This window comes from Nocardioides lijunqiniae (assembly GCF_015024225.1).
GTDB lineage: Bacteria > Actinomycetota > Actinomycetes > Propionibacteriales > Nocardioidaceae > Nocardioides > Nocardioides lijunqiniae.
The window spans coordinates 35,416-52,190 of sequence record NZ_JACJGM010000025.1 but is presented as its reverse complement, the minus strand read 5'-3'; the positions used below and the strand labels follow the sequence as shown (position 1 = coordinate 52,190).

13 protein-coding genes are annotated in these 16,775 nt (G+C 72.7%); 9 read left to right on the top strand and 4 right to left on the bottom strand.

The genetic code is table 11. The features are described 5' to 3' along the window. Nucleotides 1–60: 60 nt before the first annotated feature. Complete coding sequence (locus tag IRQ30_RS15650) at nucleotides 61–726, bottom strand: LuxR C-terminal-related transcriptional regulator (RefSeq protein ID WP_193613940.1); 666 nt, start codon at nucleotides 724–726, stop codon at nucleotides 61–63. Beyond that, nucleotides 719–2,011, bottom strand: a complete 1,293-nt coding sequence (locus tag IRQ30_RS15645; protein ID WP_193613939.1) for an ATP-binding protein — start codon at nucleotides 2,009–2,011, stop codon at nucleotides 719–721. The genes IRQ30_RS15650 and IRQ30_RS15645 overlap by 8 nt, the downstream gene beginning before the upstream one ends. Nucleotides 2,012–2,154: 143 nt before the next feature. Between IRQ30_RS15645 and IRQ30_RS15640 the strand changes: the two genes are divergently transcribed. The 5 genes from IRQ30_RS15640 to IRQ30_RS15620 are packed head-to-tail and all read left to right on the top strand — an operon-like array spanning nucleotide 2,155 to nucleotide 7,804. Then, nucleotides 2,155–3,363: a PspC domain-containing protein gene (locus IRQ30_RS15640; protein ID WP_193613938.1), complete on the top strand. Its 1,209-nt coding sequence runs from the start codon at nucleotides 2,155–2,157 to the stop codon at nucleotides 3,361–3,363. Then, entirely contained in the window at nucleotides 3,360–3,686 is a 327-nt protein-coding gene (locus tag IRQ30_RS15635) for a hypothetical protein (RefSeq protein WP_193613937.1), read from the top strand. The genes IRQ30_RS15640 and IRQ30_RS15635 overlap by 4 nt, the downstream gene beginning before the upstream one ends. Before the next feature lie 41 nt (nucleotides 3,687–3,727). Then, complete coding sequence (locus IRQ30_RS15630) at nucleotides 3,728–4,270, top strand: YbaK/EbsC family protein (RefSeq protein ID WP_193613936.1); 543 nt, start codon at nucleotides 3,728–3,730, stop codon at nucleotides 4,268–4,270. Nucleotides 4,271–4,322: 52 nt separating this feature from the next. Continuing rightward, nucleotides 4,323–6,059, top strand: a complete 1,737-nt coding sequence (locus IRQ30_RS15625) for an ABC transporter transmembrane domain-containing protein (protein WP_193613935.1) — start codon at nucleotides 4,323–4,325, stop codon at nucleotides 6,057–6,059. Further along, nucleotides 6,056–7,804, top strand: coding sequence for an ABC transporter ATP-binding protein (locus tag IRQ30_RS15620; RefSeq protein WP_193609539.1), 1,749 nt, complete (start codon nucleotides 6,056–6,058; stop codon nucleotides 7,802–7,804). Before IRQ30_RS15625 ends, IRQ30_RS15620 begins: the two co-directional genes overlap by 4 nt. 12 nt (nucleotides 7,805–7,816) lie before the next feature. Here the strand turns inward: IRQ30_RS15620 and npdG are convergent, their stop codons facing one another. Further along, nucleotides 7,817–8,491: an NADPH-dependent F420 reductase gene (gene npdG, locus IRQ30_RS15615; protein WP_193613934.1), complete on the bottom strand. Its 675-nt coding sequence runs from the start codon at nucleotides 8,489–8,491 to the stop codon at nucleotides 7,817–7,819. A gap of 169 nt (nucleotides 8,492–8,660) precedes the next feature. Here npdG and IRQ30_RS15610 point away from each other — a divergent pair, with 169 nt between their 5' ends. After that, nucleotides 8,661–9,689: an LLM class F420-dependent oxidoreductase gene (locus IRQ30_RS15610; protein WP_193609537.1), complete on the top strand. Its 1,029-nt coding sequence runs from the start codon at nucleotides 8,661–8,663 to the stop codon at nucleotides 9,687–9,689. Between the two features lie 708 nt (nucleotides 9,690–10,397). On the opposite strand, the gene IRQ30_RS15605 is transcribed toward IRQ30_RS15610, so the two are convergent. Beyond that, the gene (locus IRQ30_RS15605; protein WP_193609536.1) at nucleotides 10,398–11,120 is read right to left on the bottom strand and encodes a MerR family transcriptional regulator; all 723 of its coding nucleotides are present in this window, start codon (nucleotides 11,118–11,120) and stop codon (nucleotides 10,398–10,400) included. A 138-nt stretch (nucleotides 11,121–11,258) separates the two neighbouring features. On the opposite strand from IRQ30_RS15605, the gene IRQ30_RS15600 reads away from it, so the two are divergent. From IRQ30_RS15600 to IRQ30_RS15590, 3 genes are all read left to right on the top strand, one after another. Further along, nucleotides 11,259–12,407, top strand: coding sequence for an acyl-CoA dehydrogenase family protein (locus tag IRQ30_RS15600; protein WP_193609535.1), 1,149 nt, complete (start codon nucleotides 11,259–11,261; stop codon nucleotides 12,405–12,407). A 72-nt stretch (nucleotides 12,408–12,479) separates the two neighbouring features. After that, the gene (locus IRQ30_RS15595; protein ID WP_193613933.1) at nucleotides 12,480–14,336 is read left to right on the top strand and encodes an AMP-dependent synthetase/ligase; all 1,857 of its coding nucleotides are present in this window, start codon (nucleotides 12,480–12,482) and stop codon (nucleotides 14,334–14,336) included. A 215-nt stretch (nucleotides 14,337–14,551) separates the two neighbouring features. Continuing rightward, the gene (locus tag IRQ30_RS15590) at nucleotides 14,552–16,723 is read left to right on the top strand and encodes an MMPL family transporter (protein ID WP_193613932.1); all 2,172 of its coding nucleotides are present in this window, start codon (nucleotides 14,552–14,554) and stop codon (nucleotides 16,721–16,723) included. Nucleotides 16,724–16,775: the final 52 nt, after the last annotated feature.

Below are 16,775 nucleotides of genomic sequence, written 5' to 3'. Positions count from 1 at the left end.
CCCCATACCCCCACGACCGGCTCCCAAACCCCCGGTGACGACCAGGTGTCCGTCAGGTGGTCACAGCAGGCGGCGGTCCGAGGCCCAGCGGGTCAGCTCGTGGCGCGAGGAGAGCTGCAGCTTGCGCAGCACCGAGGACATGTGGGTCTCCACGGTCTTGATGGAGATGAACAGCTCCTTGGCGACCTCCTTGTAGGAGTAGCCACGGGCGATCAGCCGCATCACCTCGCGCTCGCGCTCGGTGAGCCGGTCGAGGTCCTCGTCGACGGCGGCCACGTCGATGGAGCCGGCGAAGGCATCGAGCACGAAGCCGGCCAGGCGCGGCGAGAACACCGCGTCGCCGTCCGCCACGCGCCGGATCGCGGACACCAGCTCGGGACCGGTGATGGTCTTGGTGACGTAGCCGCGCGCCCCGCCGCGGATGGTGCCGATCACGTCCTCCGCGGCGTCGCTGACCGACAGCGCGAGGAACGACGTCTCCAGGCGTCGCTCGGCGGGCAGCCGTCGCATCACCTCGACCCCTCCTCCCCCGGGCAGGTGGACGTCGAGCAGCACGACGTCGGGGCGGTGCTCGAGCACGGCCGCGATGGCCTCGTCGACGTCGGCGGCCTCGGCGAGCACCTCGATGTGTCCGGCGCCCACGCCGACGAGCTCGGCGCGCACGCCGCTGCGGAACATGGCGTGGTCGTCGACGATGACGACGCGCACGAGGGTCTGGTCAGGCATCGGGGTCCTCCTGGGTGGGGCAGGGCAGGTGCAGCCGGACCTCGGTGCCGGAGTCGCCGGAGCGGATCTCGGCCGTGCCGCCGTGCCGCTGCATGCGGTCGATGATGCTGTGTCGTACGCCGTAGCGGTCGTCGGGGGCCGCGTCGGGGTCGAAGCCCGGGCCCCGGTCGCGCACGAACACGTCGACGGCGCCGGGCGACACCTCGGCGTAGACGTCGACGCGGGGGGTGCCGGCGTGCTTGGCGGCGTTGGTGAGCGCCTCACGGGCGGCCGCCACGACGGGTCGCAGCGCCTCGTGCATGTCGCAGTCGCCGACGTTGACGACGTCGACCGAGATGCCGTGGGCGTCCTCGACCTCGGCCGCGATCCCCCGCAGGGCGGAGGCGAGGCTGCGCTCGTCGGTGGCCTCCCCGGAGTAGAGCCAGGCGCGGAGGTCGCGCTCCTGGGCGCGAGCGAGCTTCGCGACCGTGGCGGCGTCGGCGGGGTTCTTCTGGATGAGGGCGAGGGTCTGGAGCACCGAGTCGTGCAGGTGGGCGGCCACGTCGGCGCGCTCCTGCGTGCGGATCCGCTCGGCGCGCTCGTCGGTCAGCTCGGAGGCCAGCCGGAAGATCCAGGGACCGACGACCAGCAGCAGCCCGGCCACGCCGAGCCCGCCGGCGATCAGCGCGCCGCGCGCCTGCTGGAGCGAGCCGTTGTCGAAGCCGAAGACGAAGAAGGCCGACAGCAGCAGCACCACGCCGATGCCGACTCGGGCGTACGACGCCCAGCCGCCGTTGCCGAACACGACCCGGACCATGTCGACCCGGCCGCTGGTGTCGAGCCAGCGCTCGCGCTGGGCCTCGTCGGCCTGGCGCCACAGCAGCGCGAGGCCGACCAGGCCGATGGCGACGGGCCACACGACGCCGCCCCGGCCGACGACCGCCTCCAGGACGAGGACGGCACCGAGCCCCAGCGCGGCGAGCGCGATCACCGGACCGACGTCGCCCAGCCGGCGGATCCGCCCGGGCCTGCGGCCGCCGCGGCTGGCGCTCTCGAGGCCGGGCGCCTGGGCGACGAAGTGCGGCGCGGCCGGCAGCATCAGCCACAGGCCGGCGTAGAGGGCGATGCCCAGGCCGCCCATCACGGCGGTCACGACGAACGCGGCACGCACCCACAGCACGGGCACCCCGAGGTGGTGGGCCAGGCCGGCCGCGACGCCGCCGATGACCGGCTCGTGGGTGTCGCGGTAGGCGCGGCGGACCTCCGGTCGGAGCTCGGGCCGGGGCGGCGCGGAAGCAGTGCTCATCGTGGCTCCATCGTCACACAGCGCGGGCCCCCACCACATGAGGACCGACCCCGGTCGGACCCTGAGACCGAGGGCCTTCCGACGTGCCAGGATCAGGGTCGTCCCCGATGGTGGGGAGCACGCACGGGGACCAGGCTGGAGCCATGACCACGACACCTCCCGAAGCGCCCTCCGGCGCCGGAGACCCCGGCGCCCACGACGGCCCCCGGGTCACCCGCGACGAGGTCCGCGACCTCGGCCGCCTGCGCCGCTCCGCCTACGACCGCAAGGTCGCGGGCGTCGCCGGCGGCCTGGCGCGCCACCTCGACGTCGACCCCACCATCCTGCGCGTCGCCTTCGTGGTGCTCTCCTTCTTCGGCGGCGCCGGGCTGATCGTGTACGCCGCCTGCTGGCTGCTGGTGCCCGACGAGCGCACCCACAGCGCCACTGTCAACCTCGATGAGCGCAGCCGCACGTTCGCCCTGTGGGTCGTGGGTCTCGTCGCCGCGCTGGCCATGCTCGGCGACTCGGTCGGCGGATGGGGCTTCCCCTGGCCGCTCGCGCTGGTGGGCCTGATCGCGCTGGCCGTCGTGATGAGCCGCGGCGAGCGCCCGGCCCCCGGCGCGTTCTACGCCGCGCCGACCGCACCCCCTGCCTCCACAGCTGGGGCGCCCGCAGGCGGACCGGTCGCCGGCACGACGGTGCCGCCGGCGTACGCCGCCCCCTCGCACCCCGTCTACGCACCGCTGCCGGTGCCGCCGCGCCACCCGCGTCGCCGCGGGCCGATCCTCTTCTGGTTCACCCTCGCGCTCATCGTCGTGGCGGAGGGCATCCTCGGCACCGTCGACCTCGCGGGCGTCGACGTCACCGCCTCCAGCTATCCCGCGCTGGCGCTGGGAGTCACCGGCGCCATGCTGCTGCTCGGGGCGTTCTACGGGCGGGCCGGCGGGCTGATCGCCCTCGGCCTCCTCACGGCGGTCGTGACGGCCGCGACCACCGCCGCCGGGGAGATCGACGGCGGACAGATCGTGGAGACGCCGCGCACCGTGGCGCAGCTGGACGAGCGCTACGAGCTCGGCGCCGGCGAGATCGTCCTGGACCTGCGGCAGCTCGACGACCCGGAGGCCCTGGACGGGCTCACCCTCGAGCTGGAGTCGACCTTCGGCCGGATCGAGGTGATCGTCCCCGACGGTGTCGACGTGGACGCCGACGCGACCGTCGACGGCCTCGGTCACTCGTCCCTGTTCGGTGACGACCGCGACGGCTCCGACAGCCACTTCCACCGGGGTGGCGACGACGCCCCCCTGCTCACGATCGACGCCGAGGTCGCCTTCGGCGAGATCGTGGTCGACACCCGAAGGAGCCCCCGATGAGCGACATGCGCGACACCCTCGAGGCCGGCCGGCACCCGGTCAACATCGGCCAGCTGGTGATGGGCCTCGCCTTCGTGGGCCTGGCCGTCGTCTGGTCCCTGATCGCCAACGACGCGGTCGAGGGCAGCGACGTGCGGTGGCTGCTGCCGATCCCCTGGGTGCTGGCCGGCGCGGTGGGCCTGGTCGCCGCGGCCGTGACCACCCGGCGCCGCCACGGCGCGCAGCACACCGGCTGGGTCGAGCCCGCTGCGCGCGAGCCGCACGGGCAGCGCGAGCAGCGCGAGGTCGAGGACGCCGAGGAGCCGCAGGACCGCGAGGCGTGAGTCGTGACGGCCCGGTCGGGCCGCCTTGGCACGATGGCCCCGTGACCCTCCCCCACCTCGGCACCCTCGAGTCCCTGCCCGCCGCCGACCACCCGGAGCTCCTCGCTCCGCCGGTGGCGGCGGCGCTGGCGTCCTGGGCGCACGCCGGATCGCCGGCCGTCACGGCCATCGACGCCGAGCTGGCCGACACCGCTGCGTTCGGCGACGCCTACGGCGTACCGCCCGAGGCCAGCGCCAACTGCGTGCTGGTGGCCGGCCGTCGCGACGGCGAGGAGCGGGTCGCGGCCTGCGTCGTGCGCGCCGACACCCGCGCCGACGTCAACGGCGTCGTCCGTCGGCTGCTGGGGGTGCGCAAGTGCTCGTTCCTGCCCATGGAGCGCGCCGTGGCGGAGTCCGGCATGGAGCACGGCGGGATCACCCCGCTCGGGCTGCCGGCCGGGTGGCGCGTGCTCGTCGACGCCCGCGCCGTGGAGATCGAGACGGCGGTGATCGGCTCCGGCGTACGTCGCTCCAAGCTGCTGCTCCCCGGCGCGCGGCTGGGCCTGCTGCCCGGCGCCGAGGTGGTGACCGACCTCGCACGCTGAGGGCCCGTAAAGGGTTCGCGGTGGAGGGCTCGCGGTCCGTAGGCTGGGGTGAGTGCGCCGCCTCCCCCTCGACCATCCCGGGACCGCGGACCACCGCACTCCCGGCCGCTTCCTGTGGTGGATGGCGCGTGCCCAGAGCGCCACCCTGGCGGGCGGCATGCTCTTCGGCATCATCTGGATGAGCGCCCAGGCGGTCATGCCCGCCGTCATCGGCCGCGCCATCGACCGCGGCGTCGCCGACCGCGACGGGGAGGCCCTGCTCGGCTTCGCCGGACTCCTGGCCGTGATCGGCCTCGTGCAGGCCGCGGCCGGGATCATCCGGCACCGCTTCGCGGTCACCAACTGGCTGATCGCCGCCTACCGCACCGTGCAGCTGGTGGGCCGCCACACCGTGCACCTGGGCGGCGCGCTGCCCCGCAAGGTGTCGACCGGCGAGGTCGTGGCCATCGGCACCAGCGACATCTCCCACCTCGGTCAGGTCATGGACGTCTCGGCCCGCTTCGCCGGCGCGGTCGTGTCGTTCCTGCTGGTGGCCGTGATCCTGCTGCAGACCTCGGTCACCCTCGGGTTGATCGTGCTGCTCGGCGTGCCGACGCTGATGCTCCTCGTCGGGCCGCTGCTCTCGCCGCTGCAACGGCGCAGCACGCGGCAGCGTGAGCTGATGGGCCATCTCTCCAACACCGCCACCGACATCGTCGGCGGGCTGCGGGTGCTGCGCGGCGTGGGCGGCGAGCAGGTCTTCCACGACCGCTACCGGCGCGAGAGCCAGACCACCCGCCGTGCCGGCGTGGAGGTCGCCAAGCTGCAGTCGGTCCTCGACGCGCTCCAGGTGTTCCTGCCCGGCACGTTCGTCGTCGTCATCGTGTGGCTGGGGGCGCGGTACGCCGTCGCCGGCACGATCACCGCCGGCGAGCTGGTCGCCTTCTACGGCTACTCCGCGTTCCTGATGATCCCCCTGCGCACCGCGACCGAGTTCGCCAACAAGCTGATCCGCGCGCGGGTCTCGGCACGCCGCGTCTGCCGCGTGCTCGCGCTGACGCCCGACGTCACGGAGCCGGCCCACCCGGTGTCCCCGCCCCCGCCGGGCTCCGAGCTGCACGACCAGCGCAGCGGGCTGCGGGTGCGACCGGGCGCGCTCACGGCGATCGTCAGCGAGCAGCCCGACGACTCGGCCGCGCTCGCGGACCGGCTCGGCCTCTGCGCCGCGGAGGTCGACGACGACGTCACGCTGGGCGGGGTGCCGCTGGCCGCCATGAGCCGGACCGACGTACGACGGCGGATCCTGGTCTCCGACACCGGCGCGACCCTCTTCTCGGGGCCGTTGGGCGACCGGCTCGACCTCACCGGCACGGCGCGCGGGGACGGGAGCCTGGACCGGGCGCTGCGCACGGCCTCGGCGCAGGACATCCTCGACGCCCTCCCCGAGGGTCTCGACACCCTGGTCACCGAGCGCGGCCGCAGCTTCTCGGGCGGGCAGCGGCAGCGCCTGGTGCTGGCCAGGGTGCTGACCGTCGACCCGGAGATCCTGGTCCTGGTGGAGCCCACCTCGGCCGTCGACGCCCACACCGAGGCCCGCATCGCCAGCCGGCTGCGCGAGCAGCGCACCGGCCGCACCACCGTCGTGACCTCCACCAGCCCCCTGATGCTCGACGCCGTGGACGAGGTGGCCTTCCTCCAGGACGGCGTCGTGGTCGCCACCGGCACCCACGGCGAGCTGCTGCGCACGCACGCGGGCTACCGCGCCGTCGTCACCCGGGAGACCGAGCTGGCCGGGGCGGCGGACGCATGAGCGACACCACGCTGCCGGTCGCCGACACCGGCGCGCTGCGCCGCTACGTCCGCGACCTCGCGCGCCGCCACCCGCGGCTGCTCTGGGGCGCCCTGGCGCTGCACGTGCTCGCGGCCGCTGCCGCGCTCGCCGTGCCCCGGCTGCTCGGCGACCTGGTCGAGGCGGTCGAGCGCGGCACCACGGTCGGTCACGTCGACCGGGTGGTCGCCGTGCTGGCCGGCTTCCTGGTGGTGCAGACCGTCCTGACGCGCTTCGCGCGCTACGTCAGCCACGTCCTCGGGGAGCAGGTGCTCGCCGAGCTGCGCGAGGACTTCGTCGGCAACGCCCTGGCGCTGCCGGTCGGCGTGGTCGAGTCGGCGGGGTCGGGCGACCTGCTGACCAGGACCAGTCGCGACGTCGACCAGCTGGGCTGGTCGGTGCGCATGGCCCTGCCCGAGTGGACGATCGCCGTCGTCACCGCCGTCCTGACCTTCGCCGCCGCCGTCAGCGTCGGCTGGTGGGTGGCGCTGCCGTGCCTGCTGGGCGCTCCGCCGCTCGTGATCGGCCTGCGGTGGTACCTCGCCCGCGCCAAGGACGGCTACCTGCGCGAGAGCGCGTCGTACTCCACCATCAACGCCAGCCTCACCGAGACGGTCGAGGGCGCCCGCTCCGTCGAGGCCCTCGGCCTCGGCACGCAGCGCATCGAGACCATCGACCGCGACATCGCGGCGTCGTACCGGGCCGAGCGCTACACGCTCTACCTCCGCACCGTGTTCTTCCCGGCCATGGAGGTCAGCTACCTCGTGCCGACGGTGGCCACGCTGCTGTTCGGCGGCTACCTCTACACCCAGGGGCAGGTCTCGCTCGGCGACGTCACGGCGGCGACGCTCTACGTGCAGATGCTCATCGACCCGGTGGACCGCATCGTGTCCATCCTCGACGAGCTCCAGATGGGGGCCGCCTCGCTGGCGCGCCTGCTCGGGGTGGCCCAGGTGCCCGACGACCGGCAGGTCTCCGGGGAGCGCCCCGACGGGGAGGGCATCGAGGCGCGCGACGTGCGCTTCTCCTACGTCGAGGGGCGCGACGTGCTGCACGGCGTCGACCTCCAGGTGGGGGTCGGCGAGCGCATCGCCATGGTCGGCCCCTCGGGCGCCGGCAAGTCGACGCTCGGCCGGCTCCTCGCGGGCATCCACCCGCCGCGCACGGGCGCGGTCACCGTGGGTGGCGTCGGCCTCGTCGAGCTGCCGCTGCAGGACCTGCGCGGGCACGTGGCGCTGGTGACGCAGGAGCACCACGTCTTCGTCGGCACCCTGCGCGAGAACCTCGCCCTGGCCGCGCCCCCGGGCGCCGCCGACGACGACATCCGAGCGTCGCTGGGCGCCGTCGACGCGCTCGACTGGGTCGACGCGCTGCCCGACGGGCTCGACACGGTCGTCGGGTCGGGCGGGCGCAGCCTCACCGCCGCCCAGGCGCAGCAGGTCGCGCTCGCGCGCCTGGTGCTGGCCGACCCGCACACGCTGGTGCTGGACGAGGCGACGTCGCTGATCGACCCCCGCGCCGCGCGCCACCTCGAGCGCTCCCTCGCCGCCGTGCTGGAGGGGCGCACGGTCATCGCGATCGCGCACCGGCTCTTCTCCGCCCACGACGCCGACCGGGTCGCCGTCGTCGAGGACGGAGTCATCTCCGAGCTCGGCTCGCACGACGAGCTGGTCGCGGCCGGCGGGTCGTACGCCGCCCTGTGGGACAGCTGGAACGGCCGCCACTAGGACGGCAGGCGGTCAGTGCAGGCCGGAGATGCGCACGCCGGAGTGGGCCTTGTAGCGCTTGTTGATGGAGATCAGCACGGCGGTGAGCGGCTCGAGCTGACGGGCCAGGCGCAGCTTGCCGGCGTCGATGCCGTCGCGGCCGGTGACGCTGCGGGCCAGCTCGATCGCGACCGCCTTGCCCTCGGCCGTGTCGCCGCAGACCAGGACGTCCTCGTCGTCGAGGTAGTCGGCCTCGCCCCACAGGGTCACCGCCGACACGTGGTGGAACGCGCCGACGACCGTCGCCTCGGGCGCGATCCGCTGCGCGGACTCGGCCGCCGAGCCGGCGCCGTCGTCGATGATCCGCCCGTGCGGGCCCTGCTTGTCGAACGCCAGCGGGTTGACGCAGGAGATGACGACCTTGCCCTCGAGCGGGAGGGTGGCGACCAGCTCGTCGTGACCGTCGTACGGGACGGCGAGCAGCACCACGTCGGCACCGGCGCACGCATCGGCGTTGCTCGCGCCGGTGACCTCGCCGGCGCCCTCGACGCCGGACAGCCGCGCGGTGACCTCCTCGGCCACGGGGACGGCCTTCTCGGCGGCCCGCGAGCCCAGCACCACGGTGTGGCCGTGCCGGGCGAAGCGGTAGCCCAGGCCCTTGCCCTGCGGGCCGGTGCCACCGATCACGGCGATGCGGAAGGTCGTCACAGGCTGGCTCCTCGGAGGGTGCTGGTGGGACCAGCACTATCTCACCGCCCTCCCGGCGGGGCGGCGCGGGATCGGTCCCTGGGACCAGGGTCACCCGGCCCCGCCTTGCCATCGTGACAGCGGCCTTGTCACAGTGGCGGCGTCATCCACGCCGATCCCAGGGGTCCCCATGAAGCTGTCCATGCCGCTCGTCTACGCCGGCAACCCGCGCGAGTCCGCGGACCAGGTCGCGTCGCTGGAGAAGGCGGGCCTGGACACCATCTGGGTCGCGGAGCCCTACGGCTTCGACGCCCCGACGCTCATGGGCTACCTCGCCGCCAAGACCGAGACCGTCGAGATCGGCGCCGGCATCCTCAACGTCTACTCCCGCACCCCGGGCGCCCTGCTGCAGACCGCGGCCGGCCTGGACAACGTCTCCGGCGGCCGCGCGGTCCTCGGGCTGGGCGCCTCGGGCCCGCAGGTCATCGAGGGCTTCCACGGACTCCCGTACGACAAGCCGCTGGGCCGCACCCGCGAGGTCATCGAGATCGTCCGCATGGGGCTGCGCCGCGAGGCGCTCGTCAGCGACGGCATCTTCAAGCTCCCCCTCCCCGCCGACCAGGGCCTGGGCCTCGGCAAGCCGCTCAAGCTCCTCAACAAGCCCGAGCGCCCCGTCGTCCCGATCTGGGTGGCGGCGCTCGGCGACAAGAACGTGCGGATGACGGCCGAGGTGGCCGACGGCTGGCTGCCCTTCCTGTTCCACCCCGAGAAGGCCAAGGACGTCTGGGGCGACGCGCTCGCGGCCGGCGCGGCCAAGCGCTCCCCCGAGCTCGGCCCGCTGGAGATCAGCGCGGGCGGCATGGTCGCGATCGGCGAGGACGTGAAGGGGATGCTCGACTTCATGCGCCCGCTCTACGCGCTCTACGTCGGCGGCATGGGCGCGCGCGGCAAGAACTTCTACAACGAGCTCGCGTGCCAGTACGGCTACGAGAAGGAGGCCAAGCAGATCCAGGACCTCTACCTCGGCGGCAACAAGCGTGACGCCGAGGCCCTGGTGCCCCTCGAGTGGCTCGAGGCCGGCAACCTCGTCGGCCCGGCGTCGTACGTCAAGGAGCGGATCGCCGCCTTCGCCGAGGCCGGCGTCACCAACCTCTCGGTCTCCCCCGCCTCCGACGACCCCGCCGCCACCATCCGCCAGGTCAAGGAGTGGATCAGCTGACCCCTCCGGTGGTCGAGGTGCCAGCACAGCGAGCCTCGAAACCACCCCGCCTTCGGTGGTCGAGCAGCGAGGAGCGCCAGCGACGAGCGCCCGTCGAGATCCCCGCACCTCTGGCTGTCTCCTCGGGGCTGATCTGGGGTGCCGCGCGCGTAGCCGGTCGCGTCTCCGCCTCAAGGAGCTTCGCCCGCTTCGCGGCGCCCTTCGGGCGTCCTTGACCCGGAGCCTCCCTCGACCGGCTTGACGGCGCACGGGGCGACACGGGCTTCGCCCGCGCCGCCCGCGCAAGGCGCGGCACCCCTCCGGTGGGGCTGGTGTGACTGGTGGTGCGACTACCGACACTCAGCGTCGGCAGTTGGTCACCACCGCGGCCCGGCCAAGCGTGGCTAGCTCGGCGTGAGGCGCGAACTGCCGACGCTGGTGACCGATAGGCAGGGCCCGCGCTGTTTGCGGGCGGCGCGGCGAAGCCGCCGCCGCCCGTGCGCCGCCCCAGCAGCCCGGGAGAGGCTCGGAGTCAAGGACGCCGAAGGCGCCGCGAAGCGGGCGAAGCTCCTTGACGCCGAGACCCGGGCTGCTAGCGCGCGGGCCGACACCAGCCCCGCACACATCAGGTGGTTTCGAGGCTCGCTGGCGCTCGCACCTCAACCACCGTGGGTCGCCGCTCGGCGTTCGGCTTACTGGGTCTCGACGGGCGCTCGACCACCGGACCGGTCAGCGGCGGAGGGACCGGGTGATGACGGCGTTGGCGGCGCGCTGGAAGCCGGTGACGACGGCCTCGAGGGTGAGCTGGCGCAGGCGGGCGACGGTGTGCTCGAGGCGGGCGGCGTCCTCGGGCGAGTGGGGCTGGCGTCGGTAGGGCTCGAGGATCTCGTCGCGGAGGATGTCGGTGAGCTCGTCGGCGAGCGCCTCCATGTGGTGGCGGATCGCCCGGTCGGCGCGGGCGATTCCGGCCTCGGGCATGTCCAGGTCGAGCAGGCCCAGGCCGACGTCGAGGTTCGGCATGACGACCCAGTCATCCTCGGCGCGCTCGATCAGGCCCAGGCTGACCAGCAGTCGCAGGTGCTCGCTGGTGAGCGGGCGACCTGCCTTGTCCTCCAGCTCCTGCTGGGAGAGCCGCTCGGGCGGGCGGCCGGTCCACGAGGTGAGCATGGCGCGCTGGAGCTGCAGGTCCTCGACCCCGGCGTCCAGGGGGACGCCGGCGAGGACGCGCTCGATCGCCTGCAGGGTGAAGCCGTGCTCCTGCAGGGCGCGGACCAGCTCGAGCCGCGCGCGGTGGACGGCGTCGTAGTAGGCGATGCGACCACGGCGGACCGGCGGCGGGATCAGCCCCAGGCTGGCGTAGTAGCGGGTGGTGCGCACCGTCATGCCGACCGCGGCCGCCAGCTCGTCGACGGTCAGCAGCCCCTCGGTCGGGTCGGCCGCGGGGGCGCTCATGGCCGTCACAGTAGTGCTGGCCCAGCGACACCGAGAGATTCCGGGGACCCGCTTGAATGCTGACAGTATTGCTGTCACAGTGTCGCTGAGAGCCACGTTCCATCCCTGCCCGCCCCACCGCACGCCCCGGAGGCCCCGATGCCCGACTCCCCCACGATCTGCGAGCAGGAGCACGAGGACTTCCGTGCGACCGTGCGCTCCTTCCTGGAGAAGGAGGTCGTCCCCCACCACGAGCAGTGGGAGAAGGACGGGCAGGTCAGCCGCGAGGTGTGGCGCAAGGCGGGCGAGCAGGGGCTGCTCTGCTTCGACGTCGACGAGGAGTACGGCGGCGCCGGGGTCAAGGACTTCCGCTACAACATGATCGTCGCCGAGGAGATGTGCCGCGTCGGCGCGAGCGGACCCGGCTTCCCGGTCCACACCGACATCATCGTCCCCTACATCAGCCAGCTCGGCACCGAGGAGCAGAAGCAGCGCTGGCTCCCGGGCCTGGTCAGCGGCGAGCTGATCTCCGCCATCGCGATGACCGAGCCGGGGGCCGGCTCGGACCTGCAGGGGATCCGCACCTCCGCCGTCGACAAGGGCGATCACTACGTCCTGAACGGCTCCAAGACCTTCATCAGCAACGGCATCCTCTCCGACCTCGTGATCGTCGTGTGCCGCACCAACCCCGAGGCCGGCCACCAGGGGATCAGCCTGCTCGTGGTCGAACGCGGCATGGCGGGCTTCGAGCGCGGCCGCAACCTCGACAAGGTCGGCATGAAGGCGCAGGACACCGCCGAGCTCTTCTTCGACAACGTCGAGGTGCCCAAGGAGAACCTCCTCGGGGAGGAGGGCTCCGGCTTCATCTCGTTGATGGTCAACCTGCCCCAGGAGCGGATCTCGATCGCCACGATGGCGGTGGCGGCCGTCGAGCACGTGCTGCGGCTGTGCCTCGACTACGCCAAGGAGCGCGAGGCGTTCGGCAAGCCGATCGGCAAGTTCCAGAACACCCGCTTCATGCTGGCCGAGATGGCCACGGAGGCCCACATCGCCCGGGTCTTCGTCAACGACTGCGTGATGCGCCTGAACGCCGGCGACGTCGACACCACCCTCGCCTCGATGGCGAAGTGGTGGACCACCGAGCTGCAGACCAAGGTCGTCGACCGCGGCGTCCAGCTGCACGGCGGCTACGGCTACATGATGGAGTACCCGATCGCCCGCGCCTTCGTGGACAGCCGGATCCAGACGATCTACGGCGGGACCACGGAGATCCAGAAGGAGATCATCGGGCGCAGCCTCGGCATCTGACCGATCCCGGCGACACCCTTGTCCGGACGTGTGGCCCACGCCACACTGTGCGCAGCCGACCCGAGGAGACCCATGAGCAACGACGTACTGGCCGAGCGCGCGCGGATCGAGGCGGCCGTCGCCGGGCAGACCCTGCCCGACGCCCTCCTCCGGACGGTCACCGCCAACGCTGACGAGCCGGCGTACTCCGACAAGCACCACCGCACCGGCGACGAGGCGTGGCGCACGCTCACCTGGACCGAGGTCCGCGAGGCCACGCTCGACGTGGCGGCGGGGCTGATGGAGCTCGGCGTCGCCCCCGGAGACACCGTCGCGGTCATGGCGACCAACCGGATCGAGCACGTGCTCGCCGACTTCGGCGCGGTGCACGCGGCGGCCACGCCGATGTCGATCTACAACACGCTCTCCGCGGAGCAGGTGGCCTACGTCGCCGGTCACGCGGAGCCGAGCGTCGTGATCCTCGAGAGCGCCGACCACCTGGCGCGCTGGGGCCGCGCGCTGGACGAGACGGGCAGCGTGCGCAAGGTCGTCGTCATCGACCCCTCGGCCCTGCCCGAGGGGGACCGCTTCGAGACCTGGGACGACCTGATGGCCGCGGGCCGGGCGCACCGGGCGGCCAACGCCGAGGCGGTGGAGGCACGCCACCGCGAGCTGACCCCCGAGTCGGCGGCGACGATCCTCTACACCTCGGGCACGACCGGCAACCCCAAGGGCGTCGTGCTCAGCCACTTCAACGTGCTCTACGAGGCCCTGAGCACGCTCGAGGCCGCCGGCCTGGAGGGTGGGCAGCGCCAGGTCAGCTACCTCCCGTTCGCCCACATCGCCGAGCGGGTGCTCGGCATCTACGGCCCCCAGATCGTCGGCGGCCACATCCACTGCATCGGCGACCCCAGCGAGCTGCTGGCGGCGCTGGGCGAGGTGCACCCGACGGCCTTCTTCGGCGTGCCCCGCGTGTGGGAGAAGATCAAGACCGGCATCTCCGCCAAGCTCGCGGCGGACCCCGACCCGGCCAACGTCAAGATGGTCCAGGACTCCATGGCCGCGGGCCTGGCCTGGGTCGAGGCCCAGGAGTACGGCGGCACGATGACGCCCGAGATCGAGGAGGCCTACCAGGCCGCCGACGCGACGATCCTCGGCTTCCTCAAGCTGCTGCTCGGGCTCGACCAGGTCACCTGGGCCGCCTCCGCCGCCGCGCCGATGCCCCTCGAGGTCGCGCGGTTCATGGCCGGGCTCGGCCTCAAGGTCTTCGACGTCTACGGCATGACCGAGACCTGCGGCGCGGTCACGGCCAACGGCCCCAGCGGCTTCAAGCTCGGCACCGTCGGCCGGGCCACGCCGGGCATGGAGATCGTCCTCGGCGAGGACGGCGAGGTGCTGGTGCGCGGTCCCGTCAACACCGCGGGCTACCACCGCCAGGAGGAGGCCACGCGCGCGCTCATCGACGAGGACGGCTGGGTCCACACCGGCGACATCGGCACCCTCGACGACGACGGCTTCTTCTCGATCGTCGACCGCAAGAAGGAGCTGATCATCACCTCCGCGGGCAAGAACATCGCCCCGTCCAACATCGAGAACTACCTCAAGGAGTCGCCGATCATCGGCCACGCCATGGCGGTGGGCGACGGCCGGCCGTACGTCGTGGCCGTCCTGACCCTCGACTCCGAGGTGGCGCCGGCCGTCGCCCAGCAGCTGGGCGTGGAGTTCCAGGACCTCGCCGACCTGGCGCAGAGGCCGGAGATCCTCGCGATGGCCCAGGCGGCCGTGGACGCCGCCAACGAGCGGCTCTCGCGCCCGGAGCAGGTGAAGGCCTTCGAGCTGCTGCCGGTGGAGTGGACCGCGGAGTCCGAGGAGCTCACGCCGACGCTGAAGCTCAAGCGCCGCGTCGTGAACAAGAAGTACTCCGACGTGCTGGACCGCCTCTACTCCTGACGGACGAGTTGGGCCGGACGAGTTGGGCCGGACGAGTTGGGCCGGACGCTCCGGTCCAGACCAGTGGGCGCCGCGGTCACAGCCGCGTGACGGGGGGCGTCACGTGGACAACCGCAGGTCAGGCGCGGGGTCGCGATGAGTTCGCGGCGACCCCGGAGTCTGATCGGGGAAATCCCTGATGCGGACCGTCCGCGCCCACTGAGAGGCTCCCCCTCATGCACCGTCAGATCGCCGGCAGGCTCACCGGCAGGATCACCAAGTGGATCGTGCTGGTCGGCGCGGTCGTCATCGTGGGCCTGATGGCTCCCCTCAACGCCCAGCTCGTCGACGTCCAGAACAACGAGGCCTCGTCGTGGCTCCCCGAGTCGGCGGAGTCGACCAAGGTGCTCGAGGCGCTCACCGGCACCGTCGACCCCAACGACATCGACACCCTCGTCGTCTACCACCGCGAGGGCGGGCTCACGCCCGAGGACCTCGCGGCGATGGACGCGCAGGCAGCGGAGATCGCGAAGGTCGAGGGGGTGACGGAGGAGGGTGTGCTGACGCCCGCCACCGCCGAGCAGGCCGGCATCCCGGTCAAGCTGGTCTCCGACGACGGCGAGGTCGCCAACCTCGCCTTCACGTTCAACTTCGGCGCCGACGGGTGGCTCTCGATCCCGGACGCCGCCAAGGAGGTCCGCGACATCGCGCAGATCGACGGGGTGACGGTCCACCTCGCCGGCTACGGCGGCCAGGCGGCCGATGCCTCCGAGGCGTTCGAGGGCATCGACACCAACCTGATCTTCGCGACGCTCCTCGTGGTGATCGTGATCCTGCTCTTCACCTACCGCAGCCCGATCCTGTGGCTGCTCCCGATCATCTCGGCGGTGTTCGCCTACATGATCTCCGGCGGCGTGGTCTACCTGCTCGCCAAGTACGCCGACCTCACGGTCAACGGCCAGAGCCAGTCGATCCTCGGCATCCTGGTGATCGGCGCCGGCACCGACTACGCCCTGCTGCTGGTCGCCCGCTACCGCGAGGAGCTGCGTCGCCACGAGGACCGGCACGAGGCGATGGCGTACGCGCTGCACCGCGCGACCCCGGCGATCCTCGCCAGCGCGGCGACCGTCGTGATCGGCTTGCTGTGCCTGGTGTTCTCCGACCTCAACTCCACCGCCGGCCTCGGCCCGGTGCTGGCCGTCGGCGTCACCGTGACGTTCCTGGTGATGGTGACGCTGCTGCCCGCCCTGCTCGTCATCTGCGGGCGCTGGATCTTCTGGCCCAAGCGCCCCGCGTTCGGCTCGGACGAGCCCACCGGCACCGGATTCTGGGCCAAGGTCGGCTCTGCCATCGCCCCTCGCCCGCGGCGGGTCTGGGTCGTCACGACCGGCCTGCTGCTGCTCGCCTGCCTCGGCCTGTTCAAGCTCGACCCGTCGGGCCTGGCGCAGGACGAGCAGTACACGAAGGAGTTCGACTCGATCAAGGGTCAGTCCCTGCTGACCGACCACGGTCTCGCCGACACCTCCAACACCGTGCAGGTCGTCACCAACACCGCCCAGGCGGGCGACGTGGCGGGGGCACTCTCGGACATCGACGGCCTCGGCGACCCCAGCCAGCCCGCCGAGATCGGCGAGGGCCGCTCCTTCTTCACCGCCACGCTCGGCAGCGACATGTCGTCGACCGCCTCGTTCGACGCGGTCGAGGCCGCGCGCGACGCCGTCCACGAGGTCGACGGCGCCGATGCGCTGGTCGGCGGCGGGTCGGCGTTCTACCTCGACACCAAGATCGCCTCCGAGCGTGACAACCGCGTGATCATCCCGATCGTGCTCGTCGTGGTGCTGCTGATCCTGATGATCCTGCTGCGCGCACTCCTCGCGCCGCTGATCCTCATCGGCACCGTGATCCTGTCCTTCGGGGCGGCGCTGGGGATCTCCGCCCTGCTGTTCACCGAGGTCTTCACGCGCATTGGGCTCTTCGAGGTCAACGACGGGTTCGCCCACGCGGACCCCGGGTTCCCGCTGTTCGCGTTCGTGTTCCTCGTGGCGCTGGGCATCGACTACAACATCTTCCTGATGACCCGGGTCCGGGAGGAGACGGCCCAGCACGGCACCCGCAAGGGCTCGCTGATCGCGCTGTCGTCGACGGGCGGGGTGATCACGTCGGCCGGGCTGGTGCTGGCGGCGACGTTCCTCGTGCTCGGCTCGCTCCCGCTGGTCTTCCTGGCCCAGCTGGGCGTGGCGGTCGCGCTCGGCGTGCTGCTCGACACCATGATCGTCCGCTCGGTGCTCGTCACCGCGATCAACCTCGACCTGGGCGGCAAGATCTGGTGGCCGAGCAAGCTCGACCGCGACGGCCACGAGGTCGCCGCCGAGCACCCGCGGGACGAGCCGGAGAAGGTGTCCGTCTGAGCGGCCGGCGCGGGGTTCCAGCGGGTGGGCCGGGGGCGTCCCCCGACCCGCT